The organism is Neorhizobium sp. 2083, assembly GCF_031455615.1.
GTDB lineage: Bacteria > Pseudomonadota > Alphaproteobacteria > Rhizobiales > Rhizobiaceae > Neorhizobium.
Genome location: NZ_JAVDTC010000002.1, coordinates 522,759 through 536,310, shown reverse-complemented (window position 1 = coordinate 536,310; position 13,552 = coordinate 522,759). Strand labels below are relative to the sequence as shown.

Annotated in this window: 12 protein-coding genes; 6 read left to right on the top strand and 6 right to left on the bottom strand. The window is 63.9% G+C overall.

Going from position 1 to position 13,552, the window contains the following annotated elements; genetic code table 11:
- The first annotated feature begins 2 nt into the window (after window positions 1-2).
- The gene (locus J2X76_RS10810; protein ID WP_310215821.1) at window positions 3-1,457 is read left to right on the top strand and encodes a glutamate synthase subunit beta; all 1,455 of its coding nucleotides are present in this window, start codon (window positions 3-5) and stop codon (window positions 1,455-1,457) included.
- A gap of 245 nt (window positions 1,458-1,702) precedes the next feature.
- Here J2X76_RS10810 and J2X76_RS10805 read toward each other — a convergent pair whose 3' ends face one another.
- Both J2X76_RS10805 and J2X76_RS10800 read right to left on the bottom strand, forming a co-directional pair.
- The gene (locus J2X76_RS10805; protein ID WP_310215819.1) at window positions 1,703-2,986 is read right to left on the bottom strand and encodes a DUF459 domain-containing protein; all 1,284 of its coding nucleotides are present in this window, start codon (window positions 2,984-2,986) and stop codon (window positions 1,703-1,705) included.
- A gap of 66 nt (window positions 2,987-3,052) precedes the next feature.
- The gene (locus J2X76_RS10800; protein ID WP_310215816.1) at window positions 3,053-4,273 is read right to left on the bottom strand and encodes a lytic murein transglycosylase; all 1,221 of its coding nucleotides are present in this window, start codon (window positions 4,271-4,273) and stop codon (window positions 3,053-3,055) included.
- A gap of 199 nt (window positions 4,274-4,472) precedes the next feature.
- Here J2X76_RS10800 and galU point away from each other — a divergent pair, with 199 nt between their 5' ends.
- Window positions 4,473-5,360: a UTP--glucose-1-phosphate uridylyltransferase GalU gene (gene galU, locus J2X76_RS10795; RefSeq protein WP_113129479.1), complete on the top strand. Its 888-nt coding sequence runs from the start codon at window positions 4,473-4,475 to the stop codon at window positions 5,358-5,360.
- 89 nt (window positions 5,361-5,449) lie between these two features.
- Window positions 5,450-6,346 carry an ornithine carbamoyltransferase gene (locus J2X76_RS10790; RefSeq protein ID WP_310215811.1) on the top strand — a complete coding sequence of 299 codons (897 nt, stop codon included), beginning with the start codon at window positions 5,450-5,452 and terminating at the stop codon, window positions 6,344-6,346.
- On the opposite strand, the gene J2X76_RS10785 is transcribed toward J2X76_RS10790, so the two are convergent.
- Window positions 6,330-7,862: an outer membrane beta-barrel protein gene (locus J2X76_RS10785; protein ID WP_310215808.1), complete on the bottom strand. Its 1,533-nt coding sequence runs from the start codon at window positions 7,860-7,862 to the stop codon at window positions 6,330-6,332. The two genes, J2X76_RS10790 and J2X76_RS10785, sit on opposite strands and share 17 nt — an antisense overlap.
- Window positions 7,863-8,009: 147 nt before the next feature.
- Here J2X76_RS10785 and J2X76_RS10780 point away from each other — a divergent pair, with 147 nt between their 5' ends.
- Complete coding sequence (locus J2X76_RS10780; RefSeq protein WP_113129476.1) at window positions 8,010-9,005, top strand: SIS domain-containing protein; 996 nt, start codon at window positions 8,010-8,012, stop codon at window positions 9,003-9,005.
- 39 nt (window positions 9,006-9,044) lie between these two features.
- Here the strand turns inward: J2X76_RS10780 and J2X76_RS10775 are convergent, their stop codons facing one another.
- Window positions 9,045-9,503 (bottom strand): NfeD family protein, encoded by a 459-nt coding sequence (locus J2X76_RS10775; protein ID WP_113286650.1) that lies wholly within the window; start codon window positions 9,501-9,503, stop codon window positions 9,045-9,047.
- 3 nt (window positions 9,504-9,506) lie between these two features.
- Window positions 9,507-10,535: an SPFH domain-containing protein gene (locus tag J2X76_RS10770; RefSeq protein WP_113129474.1), complete on the bottom strand. Its 1,029-nt coding sequence runs from the start codon at window positions 10,533-10,535 to the stop codon at window positions 9,507-9,509.
- Between the two features lie 193 nt (window positions 10,536-10,728).
- Between J2X76_RS10770 and queC the strand changes: the two genes are divergently transcribed.
- Both queC and J2X76_RS10760 read left to right on the top strand, forming a co-directional pair.
- Window positions 10,729-11,439, top strand: a complete 711-nt coding sequence (queC, locus tag J2X76_RS10765) for a 7-cyano-7-deazaguanine synthase QueC (RefSeq protein ID WP_113129473.1) — start codon at window positions 10,729-10,731, stop codon at window positions 11,437-11,439.
- Between the two features lie 142 nt (window positions 11,440-11,581).
- Window positions 11,582-12,346, top strand: a complete 765-nt coding sequence (locus J2X76_RS10760; RefSeq protein WP_310215801.1) for an MBL fold metallo-hydrolase — start codon at window positions 11,582-11,584, stop codon at window positions 12,344-12,346.
- 47 nt (window positions 12,347-12,393) lie between these two features.
- Here J2X76_RS10760 and hemH read toward each other — a convergent pair whose 3' ends face one another.
- Window positions 12,394-13,428 (bottom strand): ferrochelatase, encoded by a 1,035-nt coding sequence (gene hemH / locus J2X76_RS10755; protein WP_310215799.1) that lies wholly within the window; start codon window positions 13,426-13,428, stop codon window positions 12,394-12,396.
- Between the last annotated feature and the right edge of the window lie 124 nt (window positions 13,429-13,552).

Genomic DNA, 13,552 nt, shown 5'->3' with positions numbered 1-13,552 from the left:
ATATGGGCAAGGTAACAGGTTTCCTGGAAATCGACCGGCAGGTGGGCAAGTATCAGCCTGCTTCCGACCGCATCCGCCATTTCCGCGAGTTCACGATCCCGATGTCGGATGCGGAAGTGACCAAGCAGGCGGCGCGTTGCATGGACTGTGGCATTCCCTATTGCCACGGCCCGACCGGCTGTCCGGTTCACAACCAGATCCCGGACTGGAACGACCTCGTCTATAACAACAAGTGGGAGGAGGCGATCCGCAACCTCCATTCCACCAACAATTTTCCGGAATTCACGGGCCGCGTCTGCCCTGCGCCCTGCGAGGAGGCCTGCACGCTGAACCTCGAGGATGCGCCGGTCGCCATCAAGACCGTCGAGCAGGCGATTGCCGACAAGGCCTATGAACTCGGCTTCATCGCGCCGCAGCCGGCGACCATCCATACCGGCAAGAAGGTTGCGATCATCGGGTCCGGCCCCGCCGGCATGGCGGCCGCCCAGCAGCTGGGCCGCGCCGGCCATGAGGTGCATGTCTACGAGCGCGAGTCGAAGGCCGGCGGCCTGCTGCGCTACGGCATCCCGGACTTCAAGATGGAGAAGAATTTCATCGACCGCCGCGTCGAGCAGATGACCGGCGAAGGGGTTACCTTCCATTACGGCGCCAATATCGGCGTCGATATCCCGGTCGAGAAGCTTCTCGCCGAACATGACGCCGTGCTCTACTGCGGCGGTTCGGAAACTCCGCGCCCGGCCGGCATACCCGGCGTCGAGCTGCATGGCGTCTACGACGCGATGCCTTACCTCGTGCAGCAGAACCGCCGCCTCGGCCGCGAAAACATCGACAGCGTCGCCTGGCCGGCCGATCCGATCCTGGCCGGCGCCAAGCATGTGGTCGTCGTTGGCGGTGGCGATACGGCCTCCGACTGCGTCGGCACGGCCTTCCGCCAGGGCGCCGTCAAGGTGACCCAGCTCGACATCCGCCCGCAGCCGCCCGAGAAGGAGGACAAGCTCGCCGTCTGGCCGTTCTGGGCCACCAAGATGCGCACCTCGTCTTCGCAGGCCGAAGGTGCGGTCCGCGAGTTCCAGGTGGCGACGCTCGAGTTCGTCGGCGAAGACGGTCAGCTCACCGGCGTGCGCTGCTGCGAAGTCGATGAACGCCGCAAGCCGATCGCCGGCACGGATTTCATCATCAAGGCCGATCTCGCCTTCATCGCCATCGGTTTCTCCGGTCCGCTGACGGACGGGGTTCTCACCGAACTCGAAGGCAAGCTGACGCTGAATGTCGACCGCCGCGGCTCGACCAACGTGGTTGCCAACGAAAAGGACTACAAGACCTCGGTTGACAAGCTCTGGAGCGCTGGCGACGTGCGCCGCGGCCAGTCGCTGGTCGTCTGGGCGATCCGCGAAGGCCGCCAGGCGGCGCGTGCCATCGACGAGGCGCTGATGGGAAGCTCGGTTCTGCCGCGGTAAGCGGTGGCGGTTATTGGTATGCGAGGCGGCGCGGCAGTCTCCCTCTGATCTCCCCCCTTGAGGGGGAGATGTCACCGGAGGTGACAGAGGGGGGTGGCGCCGCGCACTCAAACTCTGAAGAGTATGCCGCAGCACCCCCCTCTGCCCTGCCGGGCATCTCCCCCTCAAGGGGGGAGATTGGATGTGGCGCGGTTTCGCTCCCTCTCCGACATCGTGCGTGACCCGTCCCTCGCTAATGCGTATCGCTAACGTGTCGCCGCGCTCACGGCCGGTACCCCATAATCGTCAATCCGTCCTGCCGGGGCAGGCGCCAGTTCGCCGCGCCTGACCAGTTTGTCGCGCGGCGTCTCGATGAGGACGGAGGGGAGCGGGCCGGCGCCGAGCAGGTCCTTGCCGCCGTCGAGTTCGGGGTCGGAGAGGCTGATCGGATGGGTCGGCACGGCCTGACCGGGCGAGGCCGGAAGGGCCGATAGCGCCGGCAGGTTTGAGCCGTCGAGCTTGACGACGTCGGGGCTCGCCATTTCGCCGAGATGCCGGCGAACCAGTTTTTCCACGTAGAAGGCGAGCTTCTGCTTGCCGGCCTTGGTGAAGGTGATGCCGTCGGAGCCGCGCAGGCGCACCTGCTGGCCGTTGACGTCGGAACCGGTGACGACGAACTTGCCGTCCTCGTCGACGAAACCTTCCCAGATATCGACGAATTCGCCGCCCGCCTTTTCCACCTGGTTGCGGTAGATGGCGTTGAGCGTCACCGCATCGGCGGTCGCCAGCGGCGACTGGAAGGAGGGCAGGCCCACCCAGAGAAGCGGCAGCTTGCGGGTGGCGACGATGCCGACCAGCTCGGTCACCCGATGCTCGTACTCCTTGAACCAGGCGTCGCTGCGGAACTTTTCCTTGATGCTGCCGCCGATCGTCATCTGCTGCCGGTCGTTGGCGCCGATCATGACGACGACGACGGCGGGCTTCACCTCGTCGAGCATGGCGGGAAGCGCAGCCGGCCAATCGAAGTGATCCTCGCGCACGAGGCCGGAGGAGCCGTCGCTGCGTTCGGTGATCGCAACGCCCGGTGCCGCCGCGAAGGTGGTTTCCAGCTCGCTGCCGATATTGCCCGCCATGAAATCGCCGACCACCAGGATCTGCTTGGCATTTTCAAGCTTGGCGACCGGTTCCGGTGCCGGCGGGACGATCGGCTGCACCGGGCGGGGTGCTGCCGCCCGTCCCGGGCTGCGGCGCGGGCGTGGCCTCATGTCGATGATCGAGCCGTCCCGCTCGTAACGGCGCCGGCCATAGGGGGCGGGCTGCTCATAGCGGTCGTCGCGCTCATAACGCGGTCCGCCGAACAGGTAGTCCAGGAGATTGCGGCGGGGCGGAGGCTCCTGAGCGGCAGCCGGCACTGTCGACACCGGCAGGGCAAGCACGACCGCGAGGAAAAGAAGGGGCAAGCGCGCCGATCCCTTGTTCCGCGACACCGTGTTCCGCCTGGCGCCGTTGCCGCCGGCTTCGTTTCGCCCGGATTTATGCAAAGCCTTCATGTCTCCGCCATCCCGCATGCCTTGCGGGAGATTCTCTCGAACGATGGGGCGCGAAGCACCTGGTTGTCAACGCAAAGCTTCGAGAAGCGACCTCGACGGCTCGCCGTTCTGCTGCATGCCGAGCCGCTTCTGGATCGCGGAAATCGCGGCCTTCGAGCCGGAGCCGAAATTGCCGTCGACTTCGCCCTCGTAATATCCCAGCTGCTTCATGCGGTTCTGCAGCTCGAATTTCTGCTTGATGTCGAGCGTGCCCTCGGGGCGAGGCCAGCTCTGCTGGACGCCGCCGAAACCGGCGATCTCGTCGGCGAGCAGGCCGACCGCGAGCGCGTAGCTGTCGGCCGCATTGTATTTCTTCACGGTGAAGAAGTTGCCGAGCATCAGGAAGGCGGGGCCGCCGTCGCCGGCCATCAGCTTCAGCGTCGCCCGGTCGTTGCCGCGCGGAAAACCCTTGCCGTTCGGGCGGGCGAAACCGAGCTTTGCCCATTCGCCGAGCGTCTTGGTCTGGCCCTCGTGGCGGGCGCCCTCCGCCGGCAGCGCGGTTTCATAACCCCAGGTCTTGCCGCTCTGCCAGCCGTTCTTGGCGAGAAGGTTGGCAGAGGTGGCGAGCGCATCCGGCACCGAGTGCCAGATGTCGCGCTTGCCGTTGCCGTCCGCATCGATCGCGTAGAGCAAGTAGCTGGTCGGGATGAACTGGGTATGGCCCATGGCGCCGGCCCACGAGCCGGTGAGCTGCTTGGGCGTGATGTCGCCCGACTGCAGGATCTTCAGCGCCGCGATCAGCTGCGTGCGGGCGAATTTTGCGCGCTTTGGATCACCCCAGGCGAGCGTCGCCAGCGCCTGCGGCACGTGGTGCAGGCGGTCGGGATTTTCGAGCGCTGCCCCATAATTGGACTCCATCGACCAGATGGCGAGCAGGATGTTCTTGTCGACGCCGAAATGGCGCTCCAGGGCGGCCAGCGTCGAGCCGTGCTTGGCTGCCATCTCGCGGCCGATCTTGACGGTATAGGGATTGACGCGGCTGTCGAGGTAATCCCAGATCTTCGACTTGAATTCCGGCTGATAATTGGCCTTTTCAAGCACGTCCTGGTCCGGTTCGGTCACGCCCGCGAACGCTCTCTCGTAGGTGGAGCGGGTGATCCCGCTCTTGGCTGCGGTATCGTAGAATTTTGCGATCCACGTCTTGAAACCGGCGTCTGCCTGAGCATCTATCGGCATGGCCGCGGCGGCGAGCCCGGCGATCAGGGAGAAGGCAAACCCGCGAAACAGGTTGGTGCGAAGCGTCTTCATCGGCAGTCGGTCCATTCTTCTTTTACCAAGCCTTACGGCAAGAGTGGCATGCGGCTTAACGATGTAATAACAGAATTCGGTCAACAAATTCTTTACCATAGAAACCCGACCCGCGGCAGTCTTTGCGAAACGGTAGCAATTCGTCATTAGATGCCAAGAATCGAATATTCGCACAATGACGTGCTTTCAGGAGGCATGAGTGGCACAACAACAAAAGATCCGTAAGGCAGTGTTTCCGGTAGCAGGTCTGGGCACGCGCTTCCTGCCCGCCACCAAGGCGGTGCCGAAGGAAATGCTGACCGTCGTCGACAAGCCGGTCATCCAGTATGTGGTGGATGAGGCCGCCGAAGCGGGGATCGAGCATTTCGTCTTCGTGACGGGGCGCGGCAAAGGCGTGATCGAAGATTATTTCGACATCCAGTACGAACTGGAGCAGATGCTGCGCGAGCGCAATAAGAACGCCGAGCTGACGCTGCTCGCCGGCCTTCTGCCGGTTGCCGGTACCGCCAGCTTCACGCGCCAGCAGGTGCCGCTCGGGCTTGGCCATGCGGTGTGGTGCGCCCGCGACATCGTCGGCAACGAGCCCTTCGCGGTGCTGCTGCCCGACATGATCATGGCCGGCGGCAAGGGTTGCCTCAAGGGCATGGTCGATCTCTATGCCGAAAGCGGCGGCAACGTGATTGCGGTGCAGGAATGCGATCCGGAACAGGCGCATAAATACGGCATCGTCGGCATCGGCGCGCCGGTCGGCGAAGGTTTCAAGATCACCCAGATGGTCGAAAAGCCGGCCAAGGGCACGGCCCCGTCCAACCTCTACATCAACGGCCGCTACATCCTGCAGCCGGAGATCTTCAAGATCCTGGAAACCCAGGAGCGCGGCGCGGGCAACGAGATCCAGCTCACCGACGGCATGCTGACGCTTGCCAAGGCCCAGGAATTCGCAGCCTATCCGTTCAAGGGCGATACGTTCGACTGCGGCGCCAAGGATGGCTTCATCCTGGCCAACCTGGCGTTTGCCCTGCAGCGCGCCGATATCCGCCCGGCGATCGAAGAGCCGCTGAAGGCGCTGATCGCCTCGCTGAAATAAGCTTCGGCCGGCGGCCTGCCGGTCCGATGTGACATAACCCCTCATGGTCCTGCTATGAGGGGTTTTCTTTTTCATGGGTGCCGGGTGCCATGACCATCTCCGCAAATCGCGATTTCCTGGAATTTCATGACCTGCCGGCGGACGCGGTACTGGCAATCATCGAACGCGCCCGTGCCCTTGGCGAAGCGTGGCGGGAAAGGCGGATGCCGCGAAGCCTCGAAGGCAGGCGGATCGCCCTGATCGTCGACGATGGCGGCTGGCGTAATACGACGGCCTTCGATCTCGGGATCCAGGCGATGGGCGGCATCTGTGTGCACGCGCCGGTCAGTCTCGGGGGACGGGAGGCGATTGCCGATCTGGCCGGTTACCTCGACAACTGGTTCGACACGATCGTCGTCCGCACGCCGGAACTCGCCTCGCTCCGGGAGCTGGCGGCACATGCCCGGGCGCCGGTCATCAACGCCCGGACCCGATCGAACCATCCGTGCGAGACGCTCGGCGACCTCTCCTATGTCCACAGCCGGAGGGGTGGAGTCGAGAGACTGAAGATCGTCGGCGTGGCGCCGGACGCCAATATCCTGCGATCCTGGGTGGAGGCGTCGATCGCGCTGCCGATCGAGGTGGTGCAGGTCTATCCGGACGATTGGCACGTCAGCGATCCGGCGCTTCTCAATCCCAATTTCCGGCTGAGCACGGATATGCGCGAGCTTGAGGACGCGGATGTCATCTTCACCGACAGTTGGGCAAGCGAACAGGCTGCAAGCCAGCTTTTGGCCTACCGGATTTCGGCTGAAATCCTCAACAAATGCCGCCCCGATGCGATCTTCATTCCTTGTCCACCGGTGGTTCGCGGCCAAGAAGTGACCGCGGATGCGATGGCGCATCCGGCCTGCCAGAGTGCGGCGGCGAAGGCCTTTTTGCTGCATGCGCAGAATGCGCTGATGGAATGGATTGCCGCGAAAGCGGAAATCAGCGCTTCAAGGTGAGGCCGACGCCGGCCCGGACGATCTTGTCGTTGGTGCCGCCGCCTTCCGCCTGTTCGTATTCGACATCGCCGGTCAGATCGAGATAGCGGTTGATCGCCCAGGTGAGACCGGCGCCGCCGATCCAGACCGTTTCGTCGCTCGGGCCGCCGCTCGGGAAATCGCGAAGCGTCGAACTGCCGGTCAAGCGGGCGATGAGGTTGTCGCGCATCTCGTGGGTCAAGGCCGCGGTCGCCCGGTATTCCACCCAGCCGCTCTGGCCGGGCGTGGTCGAATCCTGCACCGTGGTGCGCAGGCCGAGATCGACATTGGTGCCGCGCTGCGGCGACCAGGTCGCACTGCCGTTGAAGGTGACCGCGCCGACCGATTTCAGGCGGTCGTCCTCGTAATCGACCACTTCGTAACCGGTGCCGATCTCGCCTCGCAGTTTTTCGCCGAGATCGAATTCGACGCCGGTGCGTGCCGCATAGCTCTGCGACGAACGGGCATAACCGGAATTGTCGCGCCTCAGATCATAGAAGGTGTGGCCGGTCGCCACTTCAACATAGGGGATAAGCGCCGGCGACAGTTCGTAGCCGAGCCGCAGGCGGCCGTCGATGCCGGTGCGGTTGCGATCCTTCATGCTGACGACCGTGCCGTCGGAGAGTTTCGCATCCGTGTAGGTGGCGCGGGAAAGATCGATTGCGGCAGTACCGCGGATCTTGCCGAAGTCGCGCTGGACCGAAGCGCCGCCGGTGAATTCGTGGACGCCCGACTGGGTCGACGCGCCGCCGAGCGCATTCGGATCGTAGTCGTCCTCGCGGGAGAACCGGTAGCCGCCGGTGATATGGGCGACCGTGCTCTCGGAGAGATCGAGCCGCAGGTCGGCATTGATGTTGGCGTTCGGCTGCTCGCCCGTCTTGGTGCTGCCGATATTGCGTTCCAGCGTGCCTTCGCCGGTCACCGTCAGCGAATGGCGCGACCAGTCGGAGGTCAGCGTGCCGCGCATCGTCGTCGACAGGTAATCGCGGCGGATCTTGGTGCCGTTCGAGCGGCGGGTCTCGGTGTCGATGCTCTGGTTGATCGAGGGGCGCAGCAGGAAACTGCCCATCCGGATGCCGGTCGGATCGCCCTGTTCGCGGGGCTGTTCCTGGGTCTCGATCGGCTCTGCGCCGCGGTCGAGCGGCTCCTCGCGGGGCTGGTTCAGGTCGTCCTCGTAGGGAGGTTCCTGATTGGCGGTCTGGTTGCGGCCGGGCGTGGTGCCGGTCGCGACATTGGGATCGTCCTGGTTCTGGCCGTCGGCGGCATTGGCGGCCGCCTGTGTCGAGGTGCCGGTGCTGCCCCTCAAGGCCGTATTCGCAGTCGTGCTCGAGGCCGATGACGTGGTGTTCGCCACGGAAGGAAGCGAGCCGTTCTGGGGTGGAAACACACTGCGGGTCTGGGCGGCCGCGGGGGAAACAAGCGCCGAACAGGCCAGCAGCAGGCCAAGTGCCGCCCGGCGCCTCTGACGCGTCCCGCCTGTCGTTGTGGTGATCTTCATAAGGCCTGCCCGGGCAATCGCAAATGCTTACCCAAACGTAAAGCCATGTGGTTAACGTTTGGTTGCGACACTATGGGCGGCGGCTAACTTCGTTGCCCCGCAGCAAAGCCGATAGACTTGGAAGGCGAAAAGGATTAAGCCTTGGCCATGATCAAGAGAGCTTTGCAACTGGTCGAGAACGACGTCGTCGATTCCGCTTTGAGGACGATTTCCTTTGGGAAACAAGGGCTTAATGCGCTAGAGCTGGCGCTTCAAAACGGCCTGGGAGACGCGTTCCGCAAGGCTGCCGAACTGATCGGAAACATCGAGGGCCGGGTCGTCGTGACCGGCGTCGGCAAGAGCGGTCATATAGGCCGCAAGATCGCAGCGAGCCTTGCCTCGACGGGTACGCCCGCCTTTTTCGTCCATCCCGTGGAAGCCAATCATGGCGATCTCGGCATGATCGCCCCGAGCGACGTGGTGCTGGCGCTCTCCTGGGGCGGCGAAACCGCCGAACTGCAGGGGATCGTTTCCTTCACCCGCCGGTTCTCCATTCCGCTGATCGCGATGACGTCTGGCGCGGTTTCGACGCTGGCCCGTGAAGCCGATATCGTGCTGCTCTTGCCCAAGGAACAGGAAGCCTGCCCGCACGGCCTGGCGCCGACCACGTCGACGCTGATGCAGCTTGCCATGGGCGATGCGCTCGCCGTGGCGATGCTCGAGGCGCGCGGGTTCTCGGCGACGGATTTCCGCGTCTACCATCCGGGCGGCAAGCTCGGCGCCATGCTGAGCCATGTCAGCGACCTGATGCATACCGGCGAGCGGATACCGCTGGTGAAAACGGGCGTTCTCATGCCCGAGGCGATCCAGGAACTGTCGCGCAAGCGTTTCGGCTGCGTCGGCGTGCTCGATGATGACGGCTGCCTCTGCGGCGTGATCACCGATGGCGATATCTCCCGCCACCTGGACCTCGACCTGCGCCAGGCGCGGGTCGAAGACGTGATGACCCGCAATCCGAAGACGGTCGACAAGGAAACCCTCGCGACCAAGGCGATGGCCATCCTCAACAAGCACAGCATCGGCGCGCTGCTCGTCGTCGATGCGGAGCGCAAGCCGGTCGGAATCGTCCATTTCCATGACCTGCTGCGCGTCGGCGTGGCCTGATGTCCAGGCGGTCACGGAGCGGCTGGCCGGCAAAAGGTTTTAGGCCGCTTCGACCTTGAGGTCGCGGCCGCTTGCCGCCACTACCTTTACCTGCGTGCCGGCCGGCAGGTCCGGTCCCATCACCGACCACCACGTATCGTCGAGCCTTATGCGGCCGCGCCCCTCAGCGATCGGCTCGTGCAGCGTTGCGGTGCGGCCGACCAGGCTTTCGCCGCGGCGGTTGAGGTTGGGTTCGTCGCTCGCCTGATTGCGGCTGGAATAGAAGCGGCGGCCGGCCAGCGCGAAGGCGCCGGACAGGACTGCGAAGAGCAGGAGCTGGACCTGCCAGCCCCAGAAGGCTGCGTTCCACAGCGCCAGAGACAGCGCGCCGACCACGATTGCGGCGGCGCCGATCCAGATCAGGAAGACGCCCGGTGCGGCAAGTTCTGCCGCCAGGAGGATGACGCCCAATATCCACCAGCTCCAGGGACCGAGATTGACCACGGCATCGTGCAGCATGGCTCAGGTCTCTGAGGAATTCGGGTTGAACGGGTTGAGGACCGGCGTCGTGCGCGGGGCGCTCTGTGGGCGGGGGCCTGCCGGCGGGCGCGGCGGTGCGGCGGGACCCGAGCCATCGCCGAACACTTCCTTGGCGATGGCACCGATGCCGCCGAGCGAACCGATGATCGACGACGCCTCCAGCGGCATCAGGACGATCTTCGAGTTCGGCGCCTTGCCGATCGCAACCAGCGCTTCCGTGTATTTCTGGGCCACGAAGTAATTGATCGCCTGCACGTCGCCGGCGGCGATTGCCTGGGAGACCGACTGGGTGGCGCGGGCTTCGGCTTCCGCCAGGCGCTCGCGGGCTTCCGCTTCCCGGAAGGCGGCTTCGCGCTTGCCTTCGGCCTCCAGCACGGCTGCCTGCTTGGCGCCCTCGGCGCGCAGGATTTGGGCGCTGCGCGAACCTTCGGCCTCGAGGATCTGGGCGCGCTTCTCACGCTCGGCCTTCATCTGCCGGCCCATGGATTCGACGAGGTCGGCGGGCGGCTGGATGTCCTTGATCTCGACGCGGGTGACCTTGATGCCCCAGGGGCCGACGGCCTCGTCGACGACGCGCAGCAGCCGCTCATTGATCACTTCGCGGTTGGAGAGCAGTTCGTCGAGATCCATCGAGCCCATGACCGAGCGGATGTTGGTCATGGTGAGGTTCTGGATGGCATTTTCGAGATTGGAAATCTGGTAGGCGGCCTGGGCCGGATTGAGCACCTGGTAAAAGGATACCGCATCCGCCGAGACGCTGGCATTGTCCTTGGTGATGACCTCCTGGGTCGGGATGTTGAGGACCTGTTCCATGACGTTCATGCGTGTGCCGACGCGTTCGATGAAGGGCGTCAGGATGTTGAGGCCGGGGTCCAAGGTGCGGGTGTAGCGGCCGAAGCGCTCCACCGTGTAGCGATACCCCTGCGGCACGGTCTTGATCCCGGCAAACAGAACCAGGATGATCAGCACCACGATGCCGATCACGACATAATCGAAGCCGCCCAAGTTCATGACATTCCTCCATCTTGGCGCGTGTGCACCTGATCCTCAAGGTGATGAGGTAGCACGTTCTTTGCAGGGAAGAAATGACAGCTCGACCGTCGCCGATGGCCTCCGGGTTATTCACAAGGGCGTGGCGGCGGTCTAGAGAACGGGTTCGCATGCCCGGTCGCAGCCTACCCGGTCAAAACAAGGATGAATGCCCATGAAAACCATCGTCGTCTGCTCCGGCGGACTGGATTCCGTTTCGCTTGCTCACAGGATCGCAACCGAACAGGAACTGCTCGGCCTGATTTCGTTCGACTACGGCCAGCGGCATCGCAAGGAGCTCGATTTCGCCGCAGCCTGCGCCGTGCGGCTGGGTGTCTTCCACGAGATCATCGACATGCGCGGGATCGGCAGCAAACTCACCGGATCGGCCTTGACCGATGATGTGGACGTGCCGGATGGGCACTATGCCGAGGAAACCATGCGGGTGACCGTGGTGCCGAACCGCAATGCGATCATGCTGTCGGTCGCCTTCGGGGTGGCGGCGGCGCGCGGCGCCGATGCGGTGGCGATCGCCGTGCATGGTGGCGACCATTTCATCTACCCCGATTGCCGGCCGGGCTTCATCGACGCTTTCCAGGTCATGCAGGATCACGCGCTGGAGGGTTACGCCTCGGTGAGGCTGCTTGCGCCTTATGTAAACGGCTCGAAGGCGGATATCGTGACGGACGGCGCCCGGCATGGAACGCCGTTCGGCGAAACCTGGTCCTGCTACAAGGGCGGTGACCGCCATTGCGGCCGCTGCGGCACCTGCGTCGAGCGGCGCGAGGCATTCCATCTCGCCGGTATCGAGGATCCGACGGAATACGAGGACCCGGATTTCTGGAAGGCCGCGACTGAAGGCTTCAAGGCCGAAGAGGCCTGCTGACCGACAGGATCGGGCATCCGGGGGCCGCGAGTGCCATGGGCTTCCAGGCAGTGCCCACGGTCGCGGCCATGCAGAACCTTGATTGGACCATCAGCACCCGCCGTTTTAGGTTCCCGATCCTGAGAGCAGAAAAGGAATGCCGATGAAGATCCAATTGATTCGCAACGCGACGCTCAGGCTTTCCTATGCGGGTTGCACCATTTTGATCGATCCCTATCTTGCGCCTGCGCATAGCTTGCCTTCCTACACGGGAAAATCTCCCAATCCGCTGGCGGAGCTGCCTCTTTCGGTGGAGGACATCCTGCGGGACGTCGAGCTCGTTATCGTCTCGCATCTTCATTCGGACCATTTCGATTCCGTGGCGAAGCGGGTCGTTGCGAAAGATCTGCCGGTTCTCTGCCAGCCGGGGGATGAACCGGCGATCAGCGGCGAAGGATTTGCCGACGTCACGGCGCTTGAGGATAGCATTGTCTGGCAGGGAATAACGATCACCCGCCGCCAGGGCAGTCATGGGCTTGGCCCGGTGCAAGAGAAGATGGGCTCCGTCATGGGGCTGACGCTTGCGGCTCCCGGCGAGCCGGTGGTTTATTGGGCGGGCGATACGGTCCTCTATCCGCCGGTCACGGAAACGGTGAAGCAGGCGGTGCCGGATGTCATTGTCAGCCATTCCTGCGGTGCGCTTTGGGACGGCGATCTCATCGTCATGGATGCCACGCAGACGATCGACCTTTGTCGAGCCGCCCCGAAGGCGACCGTGGTCGCGGTGCATATGGAGGCGCTCGATCATGCCACGGTCTCCCGCGCCGACCTGCGCGCGGCGGCGGGGTCTGCGGGAATTGGCTCTTCGCAGCTGTTGATCCCGGCGGACGGCGAGACGATCGAACTGGCTGTCCGCCAGGCCCGATGAACGTCTGAGATCATCGGGCCGCGGTCTCGCGACCTGGCGGGAACGGCCTAAACCCAGCCCTGAAGTTCGCGTCGGACCACATTCTCCAGGACGGTCATGCCGCCGGGGCTGTCGTTCAGGCAGGGGACATGCGCGAACTTTTCGCCGCCGTGATGCAGGAAGATCTCGCCCGCTTCCTCGGCGATCTCTTCGAGCGTTTCCAGACAGTCGGAGACGAAGCCGGGGTTCATCACCGCGATGCGCTTCACGCCGTCATGGGCGAGCTTTTCGACCGTCTTGTCGGTATAGGGCTGCAACCACTCTTCCGGTCCAAAACGGGACTGGAAGGTGATCATGAAGTTCTTGTCCGTCAGGCCAAGCGCCTCCTTCAGGAGCCGCGCGGTCTTCTGGCAATGACAGTAATAGGGATCGCCCGCCTTGAAATAGGATTGCGGGATGCCGTGGAAGGAGGCGATCAGCATTTCCGGCTCCCAGTCGAGAGCGGCGTATTTCGCCCTGACGGAGTTCGCCAGCGCCTCGATATAGGCCGGCTCGTCGTGATAGGGCGGCACGGTGCGCACGGCCGGCTGCCAGCGCAGCTTCATCAGGTGTTCGAAGGCCTTGTCGTTGACGGTCGCGGTGGTTGAGGCCGCATATTGCGGATAAAGCGGGAAGAGGACGATCTTCTCGCAGCCCTTTTCCTTCAGCGCGTCGATGCGCTCGGCGATCGACGGCTTGCCGTAGCGCATCGCCCAGTCGACGACGACGTTCGGCAGATCCTTCAGTCGTTCGGCCATCAGCTCGCCCTGGCTGCGCGTATAGGTGCGCAGGAAGCTTTCGTTCCGATCCTTGTTCCAGATCGCCTCATAGGCCTTGCCGACCTTCTGCGGCCGCTTGTTCAGGACGATGCCGTAGAGGATCGGATACCAGTAGAGCCGCGACCACTCGATCACCCGCCTGTCGGAGAGGAATTCGGCGAGATAACGCCGCATCGACCAGTAGTCCGTGCCGTCGGGCGTACCCAGATTGACAAGCAGCACGCCGACCTTGCCGAAACTCACCTTCGGATGATCGGAGGGCATGGAGGCGGAATGGGAGGTCATGCGGGCACTTTCGGTTGAATCTGACGCGGGCAACTGCGTTCTTCTTTGTCTTGCAGCTTACTTAGAAACAAAAATCGGCCCGGGAAAGCCCGGGCCGATATGCGGATCGGGACAAATCGTCCCA